A 4359-nucleotide genomic window follows, 5' to 3' on the forward strand; every position below is an offset into this window, starting at 1 on the left:
CTATAGTGATTGCTTCGATCAGATTGGTCTGTCTCCTGTACCAAGTTTCCAGACACATCATAGCTATAGGTTTTCGATAGTCCCTGTGGACCTGTTTGCTTGGTGAGACGTCCCAAGGCGTCATAGGCGTAGGTGTAAGCTGCCTCATTTGGTAAGGTGCGTTTGGTCACACGACCATAAAGGTCATTGACATAGTTGGTGCTATGACCGTTAGCATCCGTTTCTTTTGCCAAGCTACCTGTAGCGTCATAGGCATACTGAGTCTCTCCACCTTCACGATTATTTTAGGTGAGACCTCACTTTTTTGCTTAATATTATAAAATGAAGTTGAGACCGTATCATCTCAACTTCACTTTATAATTATTTTTTCTTAGTTCTCAAAACCCACTCCGCCTGTAATCTGGGTAATGAGTTCTAAATGTTCTTTTATGCCAACCTTGTCAATATTGGTTAGATCCCTTTTTCCTCCAAGTACAAGAAGAGGAACAAAACCAAAGCATTGATTGTAATCCAAGTTCCCATACTCCTTAACCGCTTCTTCATAGAAAGGAATATCAAAATAGTCCTTTAACAACTCTTCATCCTCTAAATCTTCTAGAAAATAGTACATATTTTCTAAAATAGTGATGAAATTTTCCTCCTTGTATTCTACAATTCTCATATAATCTCCTTCCTCCAGAGTGATAATATCCCCAAATGCAGTTACAAAAACAGGAATAGATAAATCACCTCTAAAATAAGTCTTTTGCACAAATTCTACATATTCTTCTGGATTGATAACTTTTAGATAACCATCAAGTAAAAAGCCCAGTCCATATTGTTTCCACAATTCCACTAATTCATCTGGAACTTTTGGGGCATACTTTTCAATGACTTCTTCTGGCATAGCTGCAAATTTGGTAAATTGTAAGTTCATTTTTTCTCCTAGTATTGTAATTTAACATTCAAGTAAATTTTATTTAAATCTTCATAAGGTGTGGTTCTAACGATTTCATCCACAACATTATCTACAGTAGCAATTTTATCTTTCCACTGAGCACCAATTGATGAATTAATGCCAAAGTCTCCCACTCCCGTTACATTTTTTGGAAATCCTCCCGCAATCTGATCTGGATCGTGCAGTGCCGCTTGAGTTTTTATCCACCTATCGGCTTCAGATTTAGCTTCAGAACGAGACATTCCAGAATCAACCAATTCATCAATCTTTTTAGCAAGAGCCTCATTTCTAGCTGCTTTTTGAGCTGCGTTTCCAGCAGATGAACGACCATTCGCTAAATAGCTCCCTCTATTATTTATATAATCTGCAACCGTCAAGCGATTCATACCATTCTGCTGATTAGCTAACTAACGAGAAAATTCTGTAGCGTCATGTTTTGAATTACGAGTAAAGTTAATTGTTATTTCTGGGGTCTTCGAAATAGTAACTTTCGAAGCATCATGACTACGCTATTACTCGTTGGTAACTACACTAGAATGACTTCAAAAAATCAACAACTCCATCATGTAACTGTATATCCTTATTGAGAATTTCTTTACTGTCTTTATCTGATAACTCCAATACCATATTACGGTAACCATCAAGAAGTTCCATCATTAAAACCAAAGTATCATAACTTACATTATATAGAGACTCCTCTTTGGTTAAATTAGTTTGAGAGATATTCATATTTACAGCTTGCTCCTGTATTATCTCTAATTCTTTTAAAAATTTTATTTGTTTATCTGTCATGCTTGATTTACTCCCTATATTTTCCATTATTAGTATAGTCATAGAGTTGTTTAATGTCCTTAGCCTCAGGTTTAGTAACACCACCATTTGTAGTTTTAGAGCCTACTGTTCCATATATATTGCCATTTGGAGCCACATTCCTTTGTGGTTGATGGACATGAGGTGATAATCCTCCATGAGAACCGCTACCAAATCTCTTAAATTGACCTCCAATAACGCCGTTATTTGAATTAAATCCAGGAGAATTAGTATACAATTTTAATTCAGTATCAATCGAAACAGTATTTTTTACATAACCATCAAAGGTTCTTTCTCCCAGCCGCGGCCTATAGCCTCTAGCATGTAAAGAACGCTGTGATGTTGAATTACCAACAATTCCACTTCCCACCGTCTTTGTAGCTTTCGAAGCATCTTTAGCTTTATCAGCTGCCTTCGCAACTTTCGAAGCATCATTAAGCGCATCTAAACCTCGCAAAGCTTCCTTAGTTGCTTTGAGTCCTTTAGCTATTTTGCCAAGCTTTAGCGCTGCAATGTCAAGTATTATCGAGCTCGCCGCTTCTATACGACTAGCATCCTCACCCGTTACAGGGTCTTCTCCTGTAATTACACGATGTACATCATTAACAGACAATAATTCTAGAACTACATTGCCGACCTTATTTCTTATATTATTGATTGTCTTGAAACCATCTACTGTATTCTGCCAAACGCGTCTATTTCCAGCTTCTATTTCCTCTTTTGTGCGTATGCCTGTCCCTATACCGGATTTACCATCATAGCTTCTCGACAAGGCTGCAATCGCAGACACATCGCCAGAGTTGGCTTTTTTGACGAGTTGTCGTAGTTCACTAGCTGTCAGATGTTTCTTTCTGGCATCATCTTGACCCTTAGTCGTTTTTGTATTACATACATGTTTCAATGTATTCTGTAAAGACGTATTCCAGTTGCGATCAAGATTTAGTCCTTCCCGGATGGTTGGTGAAGAATTGATGCCTGTCGCCAAACCATATTCATAGCGAATCTGTTGACGACGACGTTGTTCTGCTTGGGCTCTTGCGCGCGCTGCTTGTTGTTGGGCATAAGCATAAGAACTTTGGTAAGTTGCCACATTTGGACCAAAAGCTTGATAATAACTTTCTGGTGCTCGGAAAGTCCGATCGGTTTTAATGCGATGATCCGTGTATTCACGTAGTGTTAGCGGTCGACCCAGTATGTCTTGTCCGACAATACTCTGTTGGTAAATGCGTTGTAGGCGCGTATTGATACGACGAGGGCGACTTGGTTCGCTACCATCAACCGCCCAGATCATTCTATGCCCACTCGGGTCGGTATAGTTGACGGGGTTGTTCTGCACATAGCTGTAACGGTTCTGGCTAAGAGGATCTGTGTCCTCACCTGGGTAACTATCCTCGGTTAAGAAAGTACCTCCCTGACTATCATAATATCTTGCGCGTAAATAGTCAAGTCCAGTATCGTCACGGGCTTCACCGTTATAGGCAAAGGGATTCCCTGTTGTGTCTGTGCTTGCCTTTCTTGCCCCATAGAGGTTATAGCGACTGGATGCGACGGCTTGTCCATCCTTGGTCAAACCTGTCACAGATCCTGATTGGTTGATCAAGTAGTTGTAGCTGTCACCTGTTTGGTTGTTGAGGTAGCTGGTTCTTCCCTTGCCATAGCTATAGGTCTCACGAGCCTTGCCATCATGGTCATAGGTTTCGAGGACTTCTGTATGTTCACGATTGACATCGTTGACATAGTTGCGTTCCTCGTAGTAGTTGTAGGTGTCCTCTCGTGTGGTATAAGGGATGAGGACATCCTGAACCTGGCTGGCATAGGTCACTTCTCCCTGTCCCGGTAAGTTCCCGAGTTCTGGTGGATTGACGACGATTCCTTCCTTGGTCGCTCGGTCCTTAGCCACTTTCTGGTGGTAGGCTGTCGACACATCGTCAAAGATGCTGTGCCAGATGCTTCCTATTGTCTGTGGGAGAGCAGACAGGGCTTGGAGGACATTCTGACTAAAGCCATACCAGAAGAGGGAGTGTTGGTCCCCACTTGGGGCTGTGTATGGTGACTTACGACCGGACTTGCTTTCCTTTGGCTTGCGTTGGAAGAGCTGATAAGTGTTCTTGCCTTCCTTGCGACTGGCAGTGAAGACACGGTTATCATCCCCGTCGTAAAGCGCAGCCATGAGAAGACCCTTCTTGTCCTTGATCGCAAGCAAGCGATTCTCTGTGTCATAGATATAGTCTATCTTTTCTGAGTTCTTCTCAGAAGCGATGCGATTGCCATTCTTGTCGTAGGTATAGGTGATGGTACCATCTGGACCTTCTAGTTTGGTCAAGCGGTTATGGTCATCATAGGTAAAGCGTGTCTGGTTCTCCTTACCATCGACTGTCTCGGTGCTAGTCAGTTTATTGCCGGCTAGGTCATAAGTGTAGGAGAGTTTAGAGAGTTCCTTACCAGCTCCATCCGATACGGTCATGTTTTCCACTTGACCCAGAGTATCGTATGTGTAGGTATGGACTAGGGTTTCGCCATCCTGCTTAATGGTTTCCTTGGCGATATAGCCTCCATCGTCATACTCATAGCCGTAGCTAGAGATGAGCTTATCCTGCTTGTCCATGTGACGG

General features: G+C 41.8%; 4 protein-coding genes and 1 pseudogene. All 5 read right to left on the minus strand.

Annotation, left to right across the window (positions count from 1 at the left end):
- The coding region (locus SORDD24_RS08960; protein ID WP_155720155.1) for an RHS repeat domain-containing protein at positions 1 to 233 on the minus strand (233 nt) is incomplete at its 3' end.
- 137 nt (positions 234 to 370) lie between these two features.
- A complete protein-coding gene (locus tag SORDD24_RS08965) occupies positions 371 to 916 on the minus strand; it encodes a T6SS immunity protein Tdi1 domain-containing protein (protein ID WP_061409709.1) in 546 nt (181 codons plus the stop codon).
- An 8-nt stretch (positions 917 to 924) separates the two neighbouring features.
- Positions 925 to 1332, minus strand: a pseudogene (locus SORDD24_RS08970) (polymorphic toxin type 15 domain-containing protein); the annotation flags it as partial.
- A 136-nt stretch (positions 1333 to 1468) separates the two neighbouring features.
- On the minus strand, positions 1469 to 1729 hold the full coding sequence (locus tag SORDD24_RS08975; protein ID WP_061409711.1) for a hypothetical protein: 261 nt from the start codon (positions 1727 to 1729) through the stop codon (positions 1469 to 1471).
- A gap of 7 nt (positions 1730 to 1736) precedes the next feature.
- On the minus strand, positions 1737 to 4359 hold a 2623-nt coding region (locus tag SORDD24_RS08980; RefSeq protein WP_231082735.1), incomplete at its 5' end, for an RHS repeat-associated core domain-containing protein.

It is taken from the genome of Streptococcus oralis, from assembly GCF_001579175.1.
In the GTDB taxonomy this organism is placed as follows: domain Bacteria; phylum Bacillota; class Bacilli; order Lactobacillales; family Streptococcaceae; genus Streptococcus; species Streptococcus oralis_O.